Consider the following 21,151-nt stretch of genomic DNA (forward strand, 5'->3'; position numbering starts at 1 on the left):
GCGTTAATAATATAAGTGCTTATTTAATATTTATTTAGATTAGCTTATTTTGTGAAAGCCCCTTTGTTGTTACTGTTTATTCTTGAGTTGCTAATTTTTTATAAGTATTATATCTCTCCATAGCATCCTCTTCTGTTTTTGCAAATAGTTCTTCAGCCACTTCTGGGAATACCTTAGCTAAAGATGCATATCTAACTTCGCCTAGTAAGAAGTCCTTAAAGTTTCGGTTTGGCTCTTTTGAATCTAATGAGAATGGGTTTTTAGTTCCTTTCAAGTCAGGGTTATATCTATAAAGGCTCCAATATCCACATTCCACAGCTCTCTTTTCTTCTTCTTGTGAGTTAGCCATACCACCCTTAATGCCATGACTAATACATGTAGAGTAAGCTATGATTAGAGATGGTCCATCATAAGCTTCTGCCTCAGCAATAGCTTTAACAGTTTGGTTTTTATCTGCTCCCATGGACACTTGAGCTACATATACATAACCATAGCTCATAGCCATCATTCCTAAATCCTTCTTCTTAGTTCTCTTTCCTGAAGCTGCAAATTTAGCTACTGCAGCTGTTGGAGTTGATTTTGAAGATTGACCACCCGTATTAGAATAAATTTCTGTATCAAATATTAGTACATTTATATTTTCTCCAGATGCTAATACATGGTCAAGACCGCCATATCCTATATCATAAGCCCAGCCGTCTCCTCCAAATAGCCATTGTGATCTTCTAACGAAGAACTCTTTATCCTCTAGTATCTTCTTAGCTATTTCACTATTTTCCTTCTCAAGAACTTGTGTTAACTTAGTTGCTCTATCCCTTGTGCCTTCACCCTTATCTATGTTATCTAACCAATCTTGTAATACAGGTTTAGCTGCGTCTGAAATATCATTGCTACTAAGAGCTTCTCTTATATTTTGTGCAATTCTTTCTCTTATAGTCTGAACAGCTACATACATTCCAAAACCATACTCTGCATTATCTTCAAACAATGAGTTAGCCCATGCTGGACCATAACCTTGTTGATTAGGTCTATACGCTGTTGAAGGTCCTCCTGCTGCCCAAATTGATGAACAACCAGTAGCATTAGCTATCATCATAGTATCTCCAAATAGTTGGGTTACAAGCTTAGCATATGGAGTTTCTCCACATCCTGCACATGCACCTGAGAATTCAAGTAATGGTTGCTGAAATTGACTACCCTTAACAGTATTCTTATTAATTGAAGTCTTCTTGTTTGCAACTTTTTCTACAGCATAATTCCAAACTTCTATCTGATCATGTTGACTATCCTGTGGCTTCATAACTAAAGCTTTTTCCTTAGCTGGACAAACTTCTGCACAGTTTCCACATCCAGTACAATCTAAAGGTGTAACTCCTATATGGAAGAACATAGGATTTTCAGCTTTAAGCCCTTTAGCATCTAAAAGTTTCATATCCTTTGGAGCATTTTCCTTTTCTTTTTCATCTAACAAGAAGGCTCTAATAGTTGCATGTGGACACACATAAGAGCATTGATTACATTGAATACAGTTTTCTGGTATCCACTGTGGTACATTTACTGCTATTCCCCTCTTTTCAAATGCAGTAGTACCAGCCATGAAGGTACCATCGTCTACTCCTTCTCTGATTAAAGTAGAAATTGGAATAGCGTCTCCTTCCATTCTATTCATAGGTTCCACAATGTCTTTAACAAATTCAGGATACTCATTCATTGTATCTAACTTATCATCCTTAGAATTCTTCCATTTACTTGGAACTTCTATTTTAACTATGGAATTTATTCCTGAATCAATGGCAGCATGGTTCATATTTACTACTTGATCACCCTTTTTACCATAGGATGTTATAACTGCCTCTTTTAAATATTTAACTGCATCTTCAATTGGTATAATATCCGCTATCTTAAAGAAGGCAGCTTGCATTATCATGTTTATTCTTCCACCTAAACCAATATCTTGAGCTATTTTAACTGCGTTTATAGTATAAAAATCTATATCATTTTCTGCAATATATCTTTTTAAATCTGCTGGTAATCTATCCTCCAGGTCTTTTTCTGTCCATTGAGTATTTAAAAGGAATTTTCCTTTCTTCTTTAATCCCTGTAATAAATTGTAGCTATAAACATAGGCTTGATTATGACAAGCAATAAAATCAGCCTTATCAATAGTATAATGAGACTTGATTGGCTTATTCCCAAATCTTAAGTGAGATACAGTTATACCACCTGATTTTTTAGAGTCATAAGAGAAGTATCCTTGAGCATACATATCTGTATGATCCCCAATAATTTTTATAGCGCTCTTATTAGCTCCAACAGTACCATCAGAACCTAATCCCCAGAATTTACATGAAGTTGTACCTTCTGGTGTAGCATCTATATCTTCTTTTGGCATTAAAGATGAATTTGTAACATCATCAATTATTCCTATAGTAAATCTATCCTTAGGCTTATCAGCTTTTAAGTTTTCAAATACAGCAGCAATATGTGATGGAATTGGATCCTTTGAACCAAGCCCAAATCTTCCACCTACTACTAATGGAGCATTTTCTTTTCCAAATAGTGATCTTACTACATCTAGATAAAGAGGTTCTCCAACAGAACCTGGCTCCTTAGTTCTATCAAGTACTGCTATCTTCTTAACTGTACTTGGTATAGCCTTTATAAATCTCTCTATAGAGAATGGTCTATAAAGCCTTACTTTTACAAGTCCTACCTTTTCTCCTTTAGCTCTTAAATAATCTATAGTTTCTTCAACCACCTCTGATACAGAACCCATAGATATTATTATTCTATCTGCATCTGGTGCTCCATAGTAATCAAAGCAATGATATTCTCTTCCAGTCAGCTTAGTTATTTCATTCATATAATTTTCTACTAAAGTAGGAATATCTTCATAGTATCTATTAAGTGATTCACACATTTGGAAATATAAATCAGGATTTTGAGCAGTTCCTCTTGTAACTGGGTGGTCTGGATTTAATGCATTCTTTCTGAAATCTTCAATGGCATTATAATCTACTAGTTTAGCTAATTCATCTTGCTCTATAACCTCAATCTTTTGTATTTCATGGGAAATTCTAAAACCATCAAAAAAGCTAAGGAATGGCATTTTAGCCTTTATAGCACTTAAATGTGCTACTGCTGCTAAATCCATAACTTCTTGAACTGAGCCTTCTGCCAGCATAGCAAACCCAGTCTGCCTTGTAGCCATAACATCCTGATGATCACCAAATATACTTAATGATGAAGTAGATACGGCTCTAGCAGCAACATGTATAACAGCAGGTAATCTTTCTCCTACCATTCTATACATATTAGGTATCATAAGTAGTAATCCTTGAGATGCTGTATATGTAGTTGATAGAGCTCCTGCCTGTAATGATCCATGCAATGCTCCAGCTGCTCCTGCTTCTGATTGCATCTCCACTACTTTAACAGGCTGGCCAAATATATTTTTTCTGCCCTTAGCAGACCATTCATCTACAAGTTCAGCCATAGGTGTAGATGGTGTAATTGGGAATATAGCAGCTACTTCTGTAAAGGCGTAGGATATATGCGCTGCTGCTGTATTACCATCCATAGTCTTCATTTTTCTCATCTTATTACCTCTTTTCTTACAGTTTGAATATATTAATGATGACAATATTTAGACAGATGTCTAATGTCATAATAAACTTTCATAGCTTTATAAAATCCATTTAGCAAACATAAAGCTAAGTAACATATGAAATGTTATTCTTATATCCTTTATATGTTGGTCTAAATAAGCATATATTATGTATATACATAAAAAAACATTAATATATTATTAGCTATAAAAAAATAGGACTTTCGCAAAATAAGCTAATCTAAATAAATATTGAATAAGCACTTATATTATCTAGCAATAATATTAAAGTGCATCTTCAACATTTTATATAAGATTAGTAATATATTTTGCGAAAATCCCATTTAAAAAGTTATTTAAACTTATTAGTATATTATATAATTTTCTATATAGTAGGCTCATGGCTATTCATTGACCATCCATCGTTTCTTACATCATGTATATCTATAAACTCTTCTTTTTCTTCTATATCTTTAAGCTTCTTTATCACTCCATAAGGCTCCTTTAAAGATAATTTATCTCCTCTACCAGATATCACCCATAAAGTTCTAAATCCCTTAGGTGTAACCTTTAGCTTATCTTCACCTTTCCCATCAGTAAAGTATATCAGCAAGTTCGTATCACTATTATTGATGTATTCGAATACAGGAGTAAACTGCGTTCCTCCCCCTGTAGCTACTCTATCTCTTATATCCTTTATAGACTTAACCTTATATGCTCTCTTAATATTACTATCACATTCTATTATAGTTACTTCGCTATTATAATTTTTCACTATAGAAAGTACTTCTTTCATGGCCTGCTTAAACTCAGCATCGCTTATACTTCCACTTATATCAATAGCTACAGCAATTTTAGCTCTATGGCCTCTTAATTCACCTTTTAAATCTAATCTATTGGGCTGTCTTCTACTTCTCCTTGTAACAGTTTTCTTCTTACTACTCTCTAAAATTCCCATTAATTTTTTCAAATATACATTCCATGGAATTTCATTCTCGTTACCTCTTAAAGCTTTTAACATAGATTCTACCTGTATTGGAATCTTTCCTTTACTAGATAGCTCTGCAAACTTTTCTGTAAAAGACTTCATGGCTTTATCGTCTATATCATCAGATTCATCCCAAGTATCATGAGTCTCCTTAGGATCATATTCATCCTTTATATCTCCTTTAGAATCGTCTTCTTCTCCCTCTTTATCTTCTTCTAACAAATCTAACTCTCCTTGAATTTCCCTCACATAGTAATCCATAGAGTTATATGGTTCTAGTCTTAAATTATACTTTGTATTTACCCATTCTAAGGTGGTTGCATAGGATGGCAAATGCTCTATATATTGGTTAGCAACTATATCCATAGCCATATTAACAGCTAAGGTACTATACCTTCTTTTTAACTCTTTTGCTCTTATTAAATGTAGTGCTAAAACATGGTGGATTTCATGTTTTATACTTCCTTGCATCTGACTTATATTAAGTTGTAAAAATATAAGAGGATTAAAATAAATTACATATTTAGCACCTTTAAAATTTATAGCTGTAGGTGTAGCTGTATCATATCTTATTTCTCGTCCAACTTGAAATAAAAAGTATCCATAGAAATTTTCTTTATCCTCCATAAGGGCTAAGTTTACCTTATCTACTAACTTATAAAACTCTATCGTTAAATCTTCTGGCATATCAACTTCAAATTTTTTACCATCTCTTTTAGCTTTAAACATCTCTCCACTATTTACTAGATTAGTTACTCTATTATAAAGATTAACCCTTAACTCTTCAAAATTCTTGATCATAATTATCTATTCCTTTATCTCCGTATAAGCAGCAAAATAAGCCTCTACAAAGTCTTCATTTTTTAATACGAAGTTATATATATTTTTTTGACTTTCCCTCATATCTTGCATAATTCCAATCATTAAATCTATTGGATATAAGTTTAAAAACTCAACAAATCTATCTATAACTTTGCTTACATCTTCGCCTTCTGCCTCTTTGATTTTTCTATTAATGTAATTTATCATATTATTTGCTGTTAAATATAATCTAGTATGACTTTCCTTTGATATTTTTATCTTAATTTCTTCTGATAAATTTGCTTTTTCAAATACTTCTTCTGGAGAAATTAAAGCTGTCTTGTCTGACTCTATGAAATCCATAAGCTGCTCTGCAATAATTCTTCCAAGATTTCCTTTCAAAACATTTAAAAATACTCTTCTTGGTATACTACCTTTATTTTCTTTATACAACTTGTAACTTTTAGACACTCTTTCAAAACTTCTTGGTGTTGCTCTTATATCATCCTCATTAATACTATGGAGATGCTCTGGAAAAGTAGATATAAACTCTATAATTTTTCTATCAACTTCATTTTCTGTGGCCCATTTAATCCAGCCCCTTGCATCGCTTTCCATATTAAGCCACACAAATCTATTCTCCTGAGCAGCATCCATATCTACTACTTGATAATCAAAGTCTGATCCATATTTACTAGATGGGTTCATTGCAGCTAATATTTTAACTTTATCATGAAGCTTATATCCGTTTATCTCCCTATTTAATATTAAGTTCATAAGCTCTTGTTGTACACTATGCTCGCAACGGTTTATTTCATCTATAAATAAAAGTACTTCCTTACCCTCTAAGATAAGATTATCTATTTCTCTAAGCTTGGTATGAATAGCATATATAGTTGCTTTTTTATTAATAAGTCTTCCATCACTATCTTTAATACTATATTCTTCAACAGTGGGTAATCCCCCTATTTCACCTTCCTTTAAAAGGTTTCCATCTATAACAACAAGGCTCCACTCATGCTTTCTTACTAGAGCCTTAGCAAGAGCAGTTTTACCTATTCCACTCTCTCCTACAATAAGAGGTACTTCATTAGTTTCTATTACTAGCTCTACACTTTTTAATGTATCATTAAAGTTCATTTATCATATCCTCCTACATCATCTTTAGCTTTTCATCTATAGCAATTCTCTTTGCTCTACTACTTCCATATTTATGAATAAATATAATCTTATCTATGGAAATATTATTATATTTCTTATTTATGCTTTCACAATTAATAAAATTTCTTACATAGCTATCTTCTATATCTTCACTTGATAATCTTTCTTTTAATACTCCTTCAAGTTCTTCTAGAGATATTTCTTTTATCAGATACTTAATTACTAATATATTTTCTTTTAAAAACCTTATCATTTTTTCCTTACTTAAATTAGAAATAAACTTAATAGCTGCCTCATTATTTCTAATTGCAGAAATTTCAGCTCTCTCACTAGGATTATTCATATATCTTAAAGCATCATAGCTAATATTTACAGCCACTTCCTGTACTTCTTCACAAGGATTCTCTATATATTTGATAGAATCATAGTTTTTTTCTATAGCTAACATCTGAATCTTACAGCTAGGATTCTTTAAATACTGAATAGCCCAGCCCTTTTGTTCAATACCTAAACTTACTAATGCATCACTAGGATTATCTATAAATTTTAATGTATTCCAGCTTTCTTTAACTGCGTACTCCTTCATCTGTAGAGTAGGTTCATCTATAAATTCAATAGCATTTACATTACTTCTAAGTGCCTTTTCTTTCATTTCTTCTGTTGGATTTTTTATATACTGTAAAGCCATACCATCCTTCTCTACGGCTAAAAGCTTCATTTCTTCTGATGGGTCTTTAATAGTTTTTATAATAATTGGATTTCTCTTTACCATTTCCATAGCTCTATTATAATCCATAACATTATACCTCCTGGATTAGTAGCTTTTAAATAAGACTTTTCTTAAAAATCTTATGTTTTATCTAACCCCCACTGAATAATAATTTTATTAAGTAATAATGATTCTCCACTTAATTATATCATTTTATAAAACATTTTAAAGCCTTTATTTAAATAGTTTTTATTATAATTATTGCAAATTATACTTTAGTTTTTGTCATATAAAACTTCTAAGATAATTCGATCTTTCATTAAAATTTAGTTAAATTTTATTTATCTCGGATCATAATGCTGTTATTTCTACTTAATAGAGTTTTAACTGATTACAATTGTTAGGTATCAGATAAAAATTAAAGGATTTTATACCTTCAAACAGATATAAAACCCTTTCCTCTATACACCTTCAAGCCTAGCTATATTATCATTTTTCCTATAAGATACAAGAGTTAATTTATCATTAATCTTCTTTTCTTCTCCTACTTTCACATAGCCCATCTTTTCATAGAGATGACAATTTTTACTCTCAGCTTTTATGGTATCTAGTTCCCACTCTTCTGCCTGCGGATACATAAGTTCAAGTCTCTCCATAACTACCTGAGCAATTCCTATATTCTGATAATCTTCAAGTATATTTATAATATGAAATCTCATTAGCCCAGGCTTTTTCTCATAGACAAATACACTACCAGCTAGACCTCCTTTGTAAAAAATCTTATAGAAATCTCCTATGTAAAATCTTTTTAGGAACCTATCTAAAGTTTGCATCACTGGACTTATTTCATGATCTTCATATTTTTTATATAAAGGCATAAAAACCTTTTTTTGCATAGCTAATAACTCTTCAGCATCATCTTTAGTAGCCTTCTTAAGGGAAATATTTGAATCTATTAATTGAAATAACTTGTCTAAATACTTATAGTATATAAACTCTCCCTTTCTTACCATTTCTTCTACCTCTTTAAAAGTAGCCCACTTAGCTTCTGCTACCTCTTCATGTTGAAGCTTTAAATCACTTATATTAACATTTTGTCTAACAAACCAAACATCATCAAATCCACAAGAAAACTTAACTGTAAATAAGTGTTCTGCTCTATCTACATCTAAATCAATTCCTAACTCTTCCTTAGTTTCTCTTGTAGCGGCGGATATACTATCGTCTCCTTTTATTGCAGAGCCAGCTGCAGCAGAATCCCACATATTAGGCCATCCAGCTTTAAAGGATTGCCTTCTTTGGATTAGTATCTCTCCTTTGTCATTGATAATCCAAACATGAACTACCATATGATAATCCCCTTCTTTCATAGGATTACCTCTTTCATGTATTCTTCCAACTTTATACCTATATTTATCATAAACATCCCATAATTCCATGACTATATCTCCCCCATAACTAAGTTAAGTTTGAAACTTATTTTAATGTCTACTTTAATATTTATACATATTTTCAATATTATATCACACAAATTTAATAGCTTATATAAAAAATAGATATCAATAAATATTGATATCTACTTAAGGCATCTTTGACTTGTTATTTATTTTCAGATGCCTAATACAAGTATTTAAATATGTATTTCAACGGAAAGCATATCATTATTTGTTTCCATTAAAATATTACCTTTATTAGTACTAACTATTTTTTGCACATTATATAGGCCATAGCCTCTACTGGAGCTCTTAGTTGAATATCCTTGACTAAACATAGAAGATATATTTAATTCATTCATGTCTTTTACAGTATTTTTAACAGTAATTATATGCTTACCATTGGTTGAATAATCTTCATCTATATACAACTCAACCAACCTATTAGAACTTTCCTTAGCCGCTTCTATAGCATTATTTAATAGATTAGTTAAAACTATTACCATATCAGATTGGCTAATTTTTATATCCTTTAAACTATTATTAACACTGTATTTTATCTTCACATCAACTTTTTCAGCTTCACAAATTTTGCTATAGATAAGAGCTCTTAAAATTATGTTGTCTATAGTCATTAGCTTTGTTAAAGTATCCTTATATCTTATATCCTCTATATACTTTTTTATTATCTTGCTAACTTCATCATAGTCTCCTATCTGAAGAGTAGAATATATTACATTTAAGTGATTCTTATACTCATGCTCACTAGCTCTTAACTTCTCAATATATTCATTTAGGATTAAGTTATATTTATTTTGAATTTCTAGTATTTCATTTTCCCTCATGATTTTATATACATCCTTGCATAAAATCATGGTTACTATAATAAATACCAACAAAGCTAAAAATAATCCAACTCTTAATTTATTATCTATAAAATGATTATCATTTATAAACATTAATATTGTTAGAATTAAAAATAAGCTGACTATTCCTGTTATTACAATTTTATTATTTAATTTAGGCATAGCTAAAACATTTACTTTTATATATTTAGCAAAGTAATATACACAAATTAGTGTAATGCAAAATGCCCCTAATAATATTAGAGTTAGTTTTATACTTGTTGGATCAATATTTAGTATACCTACAACAATTCCAACAATACTTTCTGCTATCATTAAAATTAATAATGATATAATTACCTTAATTAAAGCTTTATATAAAGTATCTTTATATAAAAATTTATTTATCAGAGTATATACTATAGTCAATACTCCAAGATTAACTACAGGTATATTTATAGCAATATTAAATACACAGGATAATATAACAGAAATCAAAATGTTTTTAATATCAACTTTATTGAATAAAGTATTGCAAATCATACATAATGTAAATAATTCAAAAAAACTATTTGTAAGCATTTATATACCCTAAAGTTTCAAACACCTTATCTTTATAATTTATAGACAAATCTGCTACTTCACTACTATTAATAAAGTATATTCTCCACAATTTAGCATATAGCTTATCTATTTTTTTTATATATTTTGTATTTACAATAAATGACTTATGACATTGCAATATACTATTTGACTCTATCATACTTAGAAGTTTTCCTAGAGATAATTTTACATAAATTACTCCATTGTTAGCTGTAACGATTTTGCACTTTCTAGGTATATACTCAACAAAAACTATATCATCATGATATAGTTTATATGTTATCTTATTTTCTAGGCATATAAGGCTGTGCTTTCGATTATTATTCTCTTTAACTGTTTCATTCATAAACACATTTATAATTCTTTTAATATCTTCTTCACTATATGGCTTTATTAAAAAATCATAACAATGTATATTTTTAAAGGCATCTACCATTTGAAATCCTTGACTTGTTATAAATACTATTCCTTTTAATTCATAGCCTTCAATAGCTCTAATATTTTTAGCTAAATCTATACCCGATCCATCTGGCAAATTAATATCAATAAAGAATAGATCTATATTTTTTTCTCTAATAATCTTTAATGCTTCCTCAACAGAATATGCATTTAGGAGCTCAACATTATTATAGCTTCCTTTAATTAAAGTAGATAAATTATTACTTTGAATAATATCATCTTCTATTAATAATAATTGCATCTTCATCACCCCTAACAATTATAACACAATTTGGGTAACTATTCAGCTATTAACAATACTATATATTAATTTATTAGTTAAATATTAGATTTTCATTAATAAATTTGCTATATACAATAATTAATAATTACAATATGTGGTGGCTGAACAGTTACCAGTTTTGTATAATTGTTATTCAGTTTTTTCTTTTACGTCTAATGGTAATTCAACTTCACCCCAGAAGAAGAAAGAAGGGAATTCTAATGCTACTTCTCCTACTTCCTTACCAGCAGTAGTTAATACATCACTCGCAAGTTTTCCTAAGTCGAATTTTTCTTTTAAATTTTTCATATTGTTTTCCCCCTGTTATTCATATAATATTCATAAACCATGTATAATCCAAAGAATAATACAAGATTTATGTATGTAGAGTTATTTATTACTCGAACTAAAATATATGTGAATAAATATATGAAACTTGTCCTGAATTTTAGCTTTAAGACTGTTTTAGGATCCTCGATTTCCTTAATCTTAGTTCTATATTTTGCTGTAAAAGTTGTAGCTACAACAGATACTAATATTAATCCTCTTATCAATCCAGGTATCACCACTATAGAAGATAAAAAATACATAATCAAATATATACTTATAGTCTTTATAAAACATCTTGCAAAACTATTACAATGTCCACCTCCAAGTTTAATTCTAACTCCCAAAATCAATATTGTAATTATGCAAAATTCAGGTAATTTATTAAGCATAAGGGATATTAAAAGTATGATAATAAATTTAATTCCTTCACCTATAAGAATCTCTAATCCATATCTAATTCTATCAAGATAGTATATATCTTCTATATTAGATTTTAAAGCTATAAAATTTACTATCTTCTTTACTAAAACCCCAATCATAATACCCTCTCTTAGCTTTAAGTTTTAACAAGATTATACAATAGTTTCGTACACTTTGTTTAGAATTTTCACAACATTACCTATTTCATACCTGAAATTACTTATTATCTACATGAAAGCATCATTTATTCCAATTTTATCTATTTTTGAAGTTCTTCTATTAATAGATTAATTGCTTCTAAAACCCTTTTCTTTTGTTCCTCTGTGTTCATATTATTTCTAGCTTCAAGTAAAGATGGACGCAGAGATTGAACTGATGATCCAAACCTTTCCATCCACATATATCTTGGAACCATCCATGTATGAAAGTGGTGAGTTGTATCTTCATTATAAAAGTAATACACAGTGTCTATATTCAAAGTCTTTCTTTGTGCTGAACGTATCTTTGTTAATGTATTTATATAATCAATCTTTTCTTCCTCAGTTAGCTCATCAAAACATTTAATATGTCTCTTAGATGCTAATATTACTAAGCCTTCAATGGGATATGCTACATCCTGATGAGCATGAAAATACTTAGTTTCGTATATTACGCCACCATCTGGTTCCACATCTCCACTAGTTATCGAACAACTTAAACATGGTGTTTCTACAACTTTTCCATTAGATAAAGTGATTTTTCTCATATTCATACCTCCTGAATAGATCTATTAAAATAAATAGTTTTAAAAATTATTTATTTTAAGTATATAAAATTATTTATTTTAAGTATATAAAATTACTTATATTGGTATTTAGTATGTATATTAGATATGAATTTTACCCATATTCATCCTACTGAAAATCATAACAGTTGTATGATATATATACATTAAATTCAATACTTTTATTTCAGTTCCATTGAATTTTAACTTACATGTCCTATATTTAACCTTTCATTCCTAAATCCACATTATAAGATTGTTTTCAGTTATAATCATAGATGAATAACACACTTTCATATAGAGGTGATTTACTTACAACACCAGTAAAATATTAATAGAAATGCTAATCTTAATTCCCTTTCATTAATATATAAAGCACCTCTATATCCATTTTACATTAATCTTATATTTAAAATCTTTTATTGTGAGGTGCCCTTCTGATGAAATCTATAAGAAACGATTTAAAAATTGATTTAATAGCTTCAATTATAGCTATAATAATTTTTTTATTCTCAGCTCCTAAATTAATAAAAAAATCTGACCCTACTACAACTACATTTTTGGGTATCTGTGTATTACTACTTCTTATATTTAATTTACATAAAATTCGTAGTACTAATTAAATAATTGACTTATAAGTTTATATAAATATTAACACCATATAAGAATATATAATTTACAGATTCTACTTTATAATATATAAGTTTTATTAAATTTCTATATTATTTATCGGAACTTATATATATTAAATAAAGGCAATATCCCCCTATATGAGAAATAAAACACAGTAAACCGCTAAAAAATTAGATAGGTTACTGTGTTTTATTTTTATGAATAATAAATTTAACTTTTTAATAGATCATCTTATTTTTTAATCATTTTTGAATAAAATAGCTTTTTCATAGTTTTTATTACAGAATCACTTTGATTATCGCCTATAATCTGCGAAGCACTTTCTTTAACCACATCAGGAGCATTTTCCACTGCGTAGCTTTTATCTGCTACGTTTATCATAGAAATGTCTTCATTTACTCCAGCAAATACGACTACATTTTCACATTTAATTATTTCTGCTAATTTAATCAATGCGCTTCCTCTGGATACATTTTTACTATATATTTTTAAAATATAATAATTCTCATTATATTTTTCATAGGTAACATGTATGTTTTTAGAATCACTACAGCCTTTAAGCTTATGATACAATTTTTCTATCTTCTCTAGATTATCAATAGCCATAAGGCAAATTACATCTATCCCTTGCGGTAGTTTACTATATATATAGTTTTTTAGCGGAAGTACTTTCTCTAGGTTATAAAATCTTTTTTCTTCCTCATTTGTAAAATCACCATAGTAAATATGCATCACATCATTAATAATAGTATGGCTAAATATATTTATAGATAATTCATCACATATACTTAAAATTCTTTGAGTTGTCTCATAACTTATTCCCTGATGGTGAACATAACTTTTCCCCTTAAAGCTGTATATAGCCGCCCCATTCATTGTTATCACTGGTAACTTAATACCTATACTACTAACTATAGACTCTAAGGTTTCTGGCGTTCTATCTGTTACTAGTGTAACCAAAGCACCCTCTTCTATCATTTCCTTTAGCTTTACTTTAGCATAAGAACTAACCTGATTTTTAGAATCCATCAAAGCATTGAATAAAGAGCTTGCAAATAAAATCTTAGTATTTCTTCTCTTAGGTAGCCTCATAGCATTAACACCTAAGGCTACAAAAATTCCAATTAAAGTATCTATAATTCTATTTAAAGCAAAAGCATAAGGAACTACATCACTTCCGTGATTTACAGCAACACTTAAAAACACTACACAACTAATATATGATGCTGTTTTTTGTTCAAGTAGTATAGTAGTATAAATTAAAGGTATAATAGCTACAGAAGTCAATAAATATCTTAGCCATGGCATAGCTTCAGGTATAAATCTTCTTTCTAATAGTAGTACAACAACCCCAAAGGCACCACCAATTAAAGTCCCAATGGTACGATTTAAGCCAACCTTCTTAGTACTTTCTACGCCTTGCTGCATACATAAAATTGCTGCTATAGCAGAATAAAAAGGCATTCCTGTCCCTCTTATCAAATAAATTAAAAAACATATAAAGACTGCCACTGCCGACTTTATAATTCTCATTCCTATCCTTGGCATTAAACTCTCCTTCTTTAACTTATGATTTCTACTACATTATAACACGAGTATTTATAAATTTTTATATCTAAACGTATTCTAATTATATGCATAAATCAAACCTTTATTGCATATATCTTTCTTGTTCCATGACAACCTATCTTAATATTGACATCTATTTCATTTAATCTTTATAATTATTCAAAATACCTATAAATCTTATTGACATTGATTTTATATATCTTGTATACATATAAGTATAGCTATACTTTAACATGTTTTAGGAGGGACAAGCTCATGCTAGAATTTTTTAAACTTATACCTATAATTATTATGATTATATTTCTTTGCATCGGAGTTGGTATCTTTCTGCTTATTAATAAGATATTTAAATGATTTAATTTTAAAAGCTTTAATTTACCTTTTATAAGAATTAAGATAATATATGTATATAAACTTATTATCCGAATCATATTAGGAGGTTCACATAATGAATAATTTAGACTCTAAAGAAAACTTTTTAAAATTAATTAACACTTCCGAATTGCTTTTATGCTTTTTTACTGGAAAATGTTTTTGAGGAAGTGACGCCCTATTTTGTAAAGTAGATAATATGCTCTCTAGTTATCCTAAGGTTAAATCTATAAAAATTGATATTGATGAGTCTCCTTCCTTATGTGCAGAGCTTTCAGTTTTTATAGCTCCCACCATTCTAATCTTTGCTCAAGGTAAAGAAACCTTAAGAGAATCTAGATTTATCGTTCTTAATGAACTAGAGAAGAACTTAAATAGATATTATAATTTGATATTTGAATAATATAAGAAAATAGGAGACATATTACTGTCTCCTATTGTTAACACTGCTCTAAAATAATAGTCCTACTACAGAATGCATGTCTTTCGTAAAACTTAAGTACATCCTCATTTCCTACAGCTACTCCTATTATTTTTTTACTAACCTTGTTATCATCTAGCCATTTAATGGCTCTTTTAATAAGTTCATCACCAATCCCATACTTTCTATATTCAGGCTCTATATATAAGGAACTAATTTCTCCTATATAACCACTATTTATTGTAGAAACACAATATCCAACATATATCTTTTTGTTTTTGTCTTTAACTAGATTAATATTTATATTCTCCTTCTTGTAAGCAAGAAATCCATCACTTCTTTCCTTAAAGGAGAACTTCTCATATTTTTCTTTAAAGTTTATAGAATTATTTTTATGATGATTATTAAGTTTATCCCATAGTGGACCTACATATTCTAATATTTCCTTTGACCCTGATACAATTTCAATATTAAACATTTTATACATCCTCTTTCACTATAAAAAATATCTATTTTTTTAAATAATACTCCATGACATTCTTGACCATAGCTGTTGGTATTGAACTACCACCTCTATCCTTAACATCTTCTATTATCATAGATATAGCAATTTTAGAGTCATCTGTATTTACAGCTACAAACCATCCATTTTCTTTTCCCGACTCATCCTTTTGATCTTTTTTTATCTCTGAAGTTCCAGTTTTACCAGCAATATTAAATCCGTCTACCTTTGCATTAGCAGCTGTTCCATCTGCATCATTTATTACAGCTGAGAAAGCATCTACTAGAGCTGGCACTTTTTCTGCCTTTATAGCACTTTTCCATACTTTTGCTTCTCCATTTTCTCCAACGTTAAGTCTTGGTTGCATTATATCTCCATTGTTTCCTAATGCACTATATGCTAAAGCAACGTCTAATGGTGACATAAGTACCTCCCCTTGACCATATCCTGTATCAGCAAGAAGTATCTCTTTACTTAAAGTTTTATCATTACTAATCTGAGAAGACTCCATTGGGTATTCAAAGGTTATCTCTTCTCCAATACCAAAGTTTTTAGCTCCATTTATAAAAGCATCTTCCCCTATATTTAATGCTACTCTTGCAAAATATATATTATCTGAGTATTTTACAGCATCCCTTAGGTTTATATCTTTACCAGGATCCTTTACCCTTGTAATCTTGTATCCTCCCCATGAAGCATCCTTTTGCCACTCTAATCCTTTAATATCCATCCCTTCTTCTGGATTAAGTACACCTTCATCTAGTCCTATAGCAGCTGTAACAAGCTTCATTGTAGAACCTGGTGCATATACGTTATTAAATCTATTATCAAATTGTTCACCATCAAGTTTTTCCCATTGTTCTTTTATGGTTTTTGTTTTGTAAGTTACAAATACATTTGGATCATAAGAAGGTGAGCTTACCATAGCTAAAACTTCTCCTGTTTTAGGGTCTACTGCAGTAGATGCTCCCTTCTTGCCTTTCATTTCACTATATATCTTAGCTTGAAGCTCTGGATCTATTGATAGTTTTATATCTTGTCCATTTTTAGCTTCCGTCTTAGCTATAGAGATTTTCTCTTCGCCTCTTTCGATATATATTTCTCCACCATCTTGACCCCTTAATGTATCCTCATAAACCTTTTCAATGCCTGCCTTTCCAATGAGACTTGTATGTGAGTATCCCTTATCCTTATTATTTTCTAATTCTTCTGCTGTAATTGGTGATACATATCCAATTAAGTTTCCAATAGATTCTCCTCCAGTGTAAACTCTAGAGTTTTTATTGTTAATTTGAATGCCTTCTATACCGGACAAGTTATTCAGCTTTTCAGAATCATATTTAAGTACAGAAACTATTGGTACAAGATGTTCTGGATTAGTATTAGCTGCAAGTTGCTCTTCTATATACGATTCACTTATATCTAATATAGCTGCCATGGACTTTATTTTTGCAACCTTTTCATTCTCAAATTTGCTTGGATGAATTCCTATAGACTTCACCATATCATCCTGTGCTAAAAAGTTTCCATTTCTATCTAATATACTTCCACGTTTAGCATAATAATCATCAACTCTCACCTTATCTTCTGGTTGCATTTGAGGGAATATTAAACTTTCATTCCATTTTATTTTATAGGCATTATCTTCTTTAACTAAAGTTGCTTCAAAATCCTTAAGTTCTATTTTTCCCACCATTGTATTCATAGTCATAGTAAATGGTATTTCTAATGACTTTTTATCTCTTTCTTTTTCCCCCACTATTTGAATATCCATATTACTGGCTTCAATAGCACCATATATGTTATTGTATCTTTCTAAGAACTCCTCTTCGCCTATATAGGATTTTGAATCAGTTGAAAGCATATCGTACATGCTTTTAAAGTCCTGCTTAATCCAGACATCCTTATAAACATTAAAGGCATCCTTTATTTCATCCTTCTTAGAGCACCCTGTTACCATAGCTATACATATAATTATAGTTCCAATAAACAGACTCAGTTTTTTCAAATTACTTTTCATTAACATCCTCCTTCCAAAGTATATCTACATACTGATTACTTTTAAGTTTAATCGTAAGCTCATCTCTTTTATCTTAGATAAAACTCACTATATCTATTGTAAGTTTATATATACTTTTATTCAATAAATTTCCGTAAATACGAAATTGAAAATTTTGAAATTTTCCAAAAATTGTTCTGCAATAGATATAAAATAAAGAACAGCCAAAGAATTCATCATTGATACTCAAAATGAAGATAATCTTTATCTTCAACGAGATGAAGGAACTAAGCGATTTCAAGAATCTAGATTTAGAACATTTGTATACTGTGAATTATATATTTAACATTTTACATATTTAGCATTTTAAAATATTAAATATGTAAAATGTTAAAATGTTTCTCGGTGGGTTTCAATATATCCTAAATTATAAATAATAGCCATACTTATTTTAGTTTATAAGTATGACTATCATTTTTTAATTGCATTAAAATTTATATCTCTATTTCCTTGGAAACTGATTTATTTACATTCTTAGCTGAAGCTTCAATCAATTCTCTTTGTTCATCTGAAAGGCGTTGGCGCTCTAGTGCCATCGCCACCTGGGATACTATCATCCTTAAAAAAACCTTATTATCTTGAGTTAGCATCTCTTCATCCTTGCATGATATTCCTATAACACCTAGGACTCTTCCCTGCGAAATTACAGGCATATAAAATCCATCTGAACCCATCAATGTATCTGTACCAGCTCCTGCTCTCTTTTTATTTACAAATACCCAGCTAGCAACTGCCTCCTCGTCCTTGCATTGAAGAAGACATTGATTACAATCGGAACCATTGCGTAGCTTTAATATTCCTTCTTCTCCTTTTGCAGGGTCTTTTGTATAGAAAATTACAGAACGATTAAATATCGTTGTAATATACTCATTAGTAAGATTAACTATATTTTCAAGACCTCTTGTTATTAATAACTTTTTGTTTATTTCATAAAGTACTTGTGTTCTCTGCTCCCTTGAAGCTGCACTTCTTGCCTGCTCTTTAATCCTTAGCGTTAATGCACTAGTTATCAAAGCTACCATCATCATTATCACAAAGGTAATAGGAAATGTAGACTTCATAAAATCTAAAGTGTAGTAAGGATAAATAAAGAATATATTATAGCATAATACACCTATTACAGAAGCTGCAATTCCATAAAAATATCCTTGGGTAATTCTAGATACTATTACTACAGAAAGAATATAGACTAATGCTATATTTTGTCCAGCTATATCTATTTTATTAATTATCATTCCTATTAAAGTTGTTAAAACAAATATTCCTGTAGTTTTCATGCTATCACTCCATGAAAGCTGAAATTTTTTACTGCCCTTTGATTTAGTTGTTTTCTTATATACCTTAGTGTTTTTTAAATCTGGAATTATGTGAATTTCTACATCTGACATCATTGAGATTAATCTATCTTCAAGTTCTTCATCAAAATAATTCTTTATTCCTTTTTTATTTCTACTCTTTCCTATTATTATATTAGTAACTCCAGTAGTCTCTGCGTACTTAGCAATAGTTAAGGCTATATCGCTTCCATATAAAACTACAACTTCAGCTCCTAGCTGCTCTGCTAAAGTCATATTATCTCTTAAAATTTTACTATGCTTCTCCCTATCAAAGTGCTCTGAAGTCTCAACATAAATAGCTGTCCAACTACAACGATAAGCTTCTGCCATCCTAACTGCTACTCGAATATTTCTAGCTGATGAAGGAGAATCACTTAAAAGCATAAGTATTTTATTTGAACCTCCTACAACTCCATTCTTAATAGAATTATCATGGTATATTCTATCAGCAGTTCTTCTCATAGATATTTCTCTCAATGTACTAAGGTTTTGAATAGAAAAGAAATTATTCATAGCTGTAACTACCCTATCTTTTCGATATACTTTTCCATCTTCAAACCTCTTTAATAACTCATCAGGCTCAATATCTATTAGTTCTACCTTTTCAGCTGAATCAAATATATAATCTGGCACAGTTTCTTTTACTGAAATTCTAGTTACTTCTTTAATAGTATCATTGAGACTTTCAATATGCTGAACATTTACAGTAGTATATACATCAATTCCTGCATTCAACAGTTCTTCTATATCTTGATATCTCTTTTTATTTCTCAATCCACTTACATTAGAATGAGCTAGCTCATCAACAAGTATTACATAGGGCTTTCTTTTTAATGCTTCATCTAAATTAAATTCATTAAGACATATATTTTTATACTTTACCTTCTTTACTGGTATATACGGCAGTCCCTCAACTAGCCTCATCGTCTCTTCTCTAGTATGAGGTTCTATATATCCAACTACCACATCAACACCCTTATCCTTAAGAATATGAGCATCCTCTAACATAGCATAGGTCTTGCCTACTCCTGCTGAATATCCAAAGAATATTTTTAACTTTCCCTTACGTTTATTTCCTTCTTCTTTTTTAACTTTAAGAAGTATTTCATCTGGATTAGGTCTTATATCAAACAAATTCATCCCTCCTTCATATATACAAATTGGGTGGAACAAATTTTCCACCCTAGTACAATATTAAGAGTCTATCATCTAAATAAGTCCATCAAGCTCTAGATTAACCATTAATACATTTACAGTTGGTTCACCTAAAACACCCAAGAGTCTACCTTCAGTATGATTCTCAATGATTTTTCTAACTTCTTCCTCTGAAATTCCTCGCGCAATAGCTATTCTATTTACTTGATACTCTGCTGCTTCTGGTGAGATATGTGGATCAACACCACTACCTGAGGCTGTTACCAAGTCCATTGGAATTTCAGCAGTATTTTCTGGGTCAATCTCTTTAAAGAAGTTTATACGTTCCTGGACTAACTCCTCTTGCTCTTTTGAAACTGGTGAAAGATTAGTTGGAGATCCGCTATCTGGTCTTCCAATAAGATATTTAGGCTTTGTAAATGTCTGAGCTATAAGCTCTGAGCCATAACTAACCTCTTTCCCATCTTTCAAAGTAACGGTTATTATACTTCCATTGGCTTTATCTTTGAAGGCAATCTGCGACACTCCTGTAACTATAAGTGGATAGGCTACTCCACATATTAGTGTCAATGCCAAAATACAAATTATTGCTGGTCTTAAAACTTTTTTCATATTTATGGGTCTTTCGCAAAATAAGTTAATCTAAATAAATATTGAATAAGCACTTATATTATTAACGCTCAGCCGTTTCGGAATATTGATTTACTAAAGCATTTATTCAA

At 30.1% G+C, this 21,151-nt stretch carries 17 protein-coding genes; 2 read left to right on the forward strand and 15 right to left on the reverse strand.

The annotated features are described in order from the left end of the window. Window positions 1-76 precede the first annotated feature (76 nt). The 10 genes from nifJ to B3W71_RS00760 all read right to left on the reverse strand — a co-directional run bounded on the left by nifJ (window position 77) and on the right by B3W71_RS00760 (window position 12,363). The gene (gene nifJ, locus B3W71_RS00715; RefSeq protein WP_346887027.1) at window positions 77-3,598 is read right to left on the reverse strand and encodes a pyruvate:ferredoxin (flavodoxin) oxidoreductase; all 3,522 of its coding nucleotides are present in this window, start codon (window positions 3,596-3,598) and stop codon (window positions 77-79) included. A 394-nt stretch (window positions 3,599-3,992) separates the two neighbouring features. Then, a complete protein-coding gene (locus B3W71_RS00720) occupies window positions 3,993-5,396 on the reverse strand; it encodes a VWA-like domain-containing protein (RefSeq protein WP_346887028.1) in 1,404 nt (467 codons plus the stop codon). A gap of 6 nt (window positions 5,397-5,402) precedes the next feature. After that, window positions 5,403-6,536: an ATP-binding protein gene (locus B3W71_RS00725; RefSeq protein ID WP_346887029.1), complete on the reverse strand. Its 1,134-nt coding sequence runs from the start codon at window positions 6,534-6,536 to the stop codon at window positions 5,403-5,405. Window positions 6,537-6,549: 13 nt separating this feature from the next. Continuing rightward, window positions 6,550-7,353 (reverse strand): hypothetical protein, encoded by an 804-nt coding sequence (locus B3W71_RS00730; protein WP_346887030.1) that lies wholly within the window; start codon window positions 7,351-7,353, stop codon window positions 6,550-6,552. A gap of 374 nt (window positions 7,354-7,727) precedes the next feature. Continuing rightward, complete coding sequence (locus B3W71_RS00735) at window positions 7,728-8,705, reverse strand: bifunctional NUDIX hydrolase family protein/GNAT family N-acetyltransferase (RefSeq protein ID WP_346887031.1); 978 nt, start codon at window positions 8,703-8,705, stop codon at window positions 7,728-7,730. Between the two features lie 191 nt (window positions 8,706-8,896). Continuing rightward, entirely contained in the window at window positions 8,897-10,126 is a 1,230-nt protein-coding gene (locus B3W71_RS00740) for a sensor histidine kinase (protein WP_346887032.1), read from the reverse strand. Further along, entirely contained in the window at window positions 10,113-10,847 is a 735-nt protein-coding gene (locus B3W71_RS00745; RefSeq protein WP_346887033.1) for a LytTR family DNA-binding domain-containing protein, read from the reverse strand. The genes B3W71_RS00740 and B3W71_RS00745 overlap by 14 nt, the downstream gene beginning before the upstream one ends. Window positions 10,848-11,018: 171 nt before the next feature. Further along, window positions 11,019-11,177, reverse strand: a complete 159-nt coding sequence (locus tag B3W71_RS00750) for a hypothetical protein (RefSeq protein ID WP_346887034.1) — start codon at window positions 11,175-11,177, stop codon at window positions 11,019-11,021. Then, window positions 11,174-11,737: an accessory gene regulator B family protein gene (locus B3W71_RS00755; protein WP_346887035.1), complete on the reverse strand. Its 564-nt coding sequence runs from the start codon at window positions 11,735-11,737 to the stop codon at window positions 11,174-11,176. Before B3W71_RS00755 ends, B3W71_RS00750 begins: the two co-directional genes overlap by 4 nt. Window positions 11,738-11,877: 140 nt before the next feature. Continuing rightward, on the reverse strand, window positions 11,878-12,363 hold the full coding sequence (locus tag B3W71_RS00760) for a diadenosine tetraphosphate hydrolase (protein WP_346887036.1): 486 nt from the start codon (window positions 12,361-12,363) through the stop codon (window positions 11,878-11,880). A gap of 458 nt (window positions 12,364-12,821) precedes the next feature. Here B3W71_RS00760 and B3W71_RS00765 point away from each other — a divergent pair, with 458 nt between their 5' ends. Further along, a complete protein-coding gene (locus B3W71_RS00765) occupies window positions 12,822-13,004 on the forward strand; it encodes a hypothetical protein (RefSeq protein ID WP_346887037.1) in 183 nt (60 codons plus the stop codon). A 241-nt stretch (window positions 13,005-13,245) separates the two neighbouring features. On the opposite strand, the gene B3W71_RS00770 is transcribed toward B3W71_RS00765, so the two are convergent. Beyond that, window positions 13,246-14,562: an HAD hydrolase family protein gene (locus B3W71_RS00770; RefSeq protein WP_346887038.1), complete on the reverse strand. Its 1,317-nt coding sequence runs from the start codon at window positions 14,560-14,562 to the stop codon at window positions 13,246-13,248. A 592-nt stretch (window positions 14,563-15,154) separates the two neighbouring features. Here B3W71_RS00770 and B3W71_RS00775 point away from each other — a divergent pair. Further along, the gene (locus tag B3W71_RS00775; protein ID WP_346887039.1) at window positions 15,155-15,358 is read left to right on the forward strand and encodes a thioredoxin family protein; all 204 of its coding nucleotides are present in this window, start codon (window positions 15,155-15,157) and stop codon (window positions 15,356-15,358) included. 37 nt (window positions 15,359-15,395) lie between these two features. On the opposite strand, the gene B3W71_RS00780 is transcribed toward B3W71_RS00775, so the two are convergent. The 4 genes from B3W71_RS00780 to kdpC form a co-directional block, all read right to left on the reverse strand. Then, window positions 15,396-15,854, reverse strand: coding sequence for a GNAT family N-acetyltransferase (locus B3W71_RS00780; RefSeq protein ID WP_346887040.1), 459 nt, complete (start codon window positions 15,852-15,854; stop codon window positions 15,396-15,398). Window positions 15,855-15,885: 31 nt separating this feature from the next. Further along, on the reverse strand, window positions 15,886-17,898 hold the full coding sequence (locus B3W71_RS00785) for a penicillin-binding transpeptidase domain-containing protein (RefSeq protein WP_346887041.1): 2,013 nt from the start codon (window positions 17,896-17,898) through the stop codon (window positions 15,886-15,888). Window positions 17,899-18,371: 473 nt separating this feature from the next. Beyond that, a complete protein-coding gene (locus B3W71_RS00790; RefSeq protein ID WP_346887042.1) occupies window positions 18,372-20,408 on the reverse strand; it encodes a DUF4118 domain-containing protein in 2,037 nt (678 codons plus the stop codon). Window positions 20,409-20,483: 75 nt separating this feature from the next. Beyond that, complete coding sequence (gene kdpC, locus B3W71_RS00795; protein ID WP_346887043.1) at window positions 20,484-21,041, reverse strand: potassium-transporting ATPase subunit KdpC; 558 nt, start codon at window positions 21,039-21,041, stop codon at window positions 20,484-20,486. Window positions 21,042-21,151 lie beyond the last annotated feature (110 nt).

The organism is Clostridium sp. UBA1056 (genome assembly GCA_002316385.1).
In the GTDB taxonomy this organism is placed as follows: Bacteria; Bacillota; Clostridia; order Clostridiales; family Clostridiaceae; genus Clostridium_J.